Below are 1,657 nucleotides of genomic sequence, written 5' to 3' on the forward strand. Positions count from 1 at the left end.
ATGAGCGGTCACAATCGTCCGGAACAGGCGGTCACGTTCAAACGGAATGGGTGGTCACGATGGCGCGGAATACGCAACATGGCCAATATCAAAAGGGTCGTACCGAACATCCACCTTTTGCTTATTAAGGCTCGGAGATCGGAAGATGCTGTGCCAGTAATCCAGATGGTTAACGCGAATACCTGATTTCGGATTGATGGAAACCTTGCCTCTTCTGGGCGGCGGAAAAGTTGAAATGATGAACTCCTGGTTGTACTCCATGGCTCTGATCTTGCGGCTGCCATGCAAAACGAAGCTCTGGCTGTACTGATAGCTTGGACTGCAGCCCAGTGAGGGATGCTCTCGCTCCACGAAGCCTTCCAGATAATCCTCTAGAACAGAGCTCAAAGCTTCAAGGGTCCAGATCGCGTTTTTCTTCGGATTCATCTCGGCCGACATTTGACGCACATTCTTGGTTGGCTGGGTATTGCCTTTCAGTCGGTCGATCAACTGGGTATTGAGTGAACCGAAATAGCGCTCGATAAGCGCCCCATGTCGGGGCTTCCCCGTCCGGTGCTGTATGTTGCTCCCACCACGCGCCACCAGGGATTCGAAATAAACGCTGTGAAATTCCTTTCCGCCATCGACAACGAAAGAGGCCGGGAAATACCCTGTTTTTTCCACCATGCGCCGAACACCGGTCATCAGGCTCCGGTAACTGGGAGGATCAAACATCAGCAAAAAGCTCACTGGCATTCGGCTGTAGCCGTCCAAGAAAACGGTCAACCATGGCCTTCCCATGCTTCTGCCCGTGCGGCTGGAGACCAACTCAATATCCAGTTGAGTGTGGTCGGTGTGGACAACATCCATCGCAAACTTTCCGCCCAAGTCCCAACCCATCGATTGCGACAGGTTGCTACCACTTTCTTGCTGGTAGGCCGCTTTACTACCCTCACGCGAACGGACCCTTCTAACAGGATCAATGCGCTTGGCGTAGCCGTAAAAGGTTTTCTCGGATGTTGAGGATGTCTGAGTGTCGTCACAGGCTTTCAAGAACATCGCGTAGGCATGCGATAAGGGGGGAGCGTTTTTGTTGAGGAAATGCTCTTCAAGAACTCGATTGATCAGAGAGATCGTTGCAGGTGAAAGCCTGCTAGACCGATTTCCACGGCCTGCAGTTTTGGGAAGCAGACCAACATAACCATCGCCAAGATTCCTCTGTGCAGCACGAAAACGAGATAGCCAGCTACGAATGGTTCGGTCCGACACTTGATTACTGGCAGCGACCTCCTCTATTGGACACCCATTCTCCAGAGCCCTGAGTGCCGAATATCGCTGATTTGCCTTTGCAAGATCGTCTGGCCCCGCATGTCGTAACAACTCAAAAACCTGACCGTTTTCCTCCGACTCTGTGCAAGCAAGCCCTTGCAGAATTTGTTGTTCTAACAGGGCCTTCGGAACGCATTTGATATAACCGCCATCTTCCTCGAGCTCGACTGACCCTGATTCCAAGCGCAGCACACGGTGCTTTTTGCCAAAAACATGTAACAGAGAACCCGGAGCAAGCTCCGCCGACCTCTTTTCAAGAAATGACCGGTCGAGTGCGTAAACCGCTGAAGGTTGCCACCCATTCCACGTGAAGCCTGCCACCCGGACCGGAGCAAGGCTGCCACCCATC

The 1,657-nt window shown here is 52.6% G+C and carries 1 protein-coding gene; it reads right to left on the bottom strand.

Going from position 1 to position 1,657, the window contains the following annotated elements; translation table 11 throughout:
• Positions 1 to 54: 54 nt before the first annotated feature.
• A partial coding sequence (locus tag MLC59_RS19640) for a Mu transposase C-terminal domain-containing protein (RefSeq protein ID WP_248237288.1) occupies positions 55 to 1,657 on the bottom strand: 1,603 nt, incomplete at its 5' end.

The organism is Marinobacter bryozoorum (assembly GCF_023156245.1).
GTDB lineage: Bacteria > Pseudomonadota > Gammaproteobacteria > Pseudomonadales > Oleiphilaceae > Marinobacter > Marinobacter bryozoorum.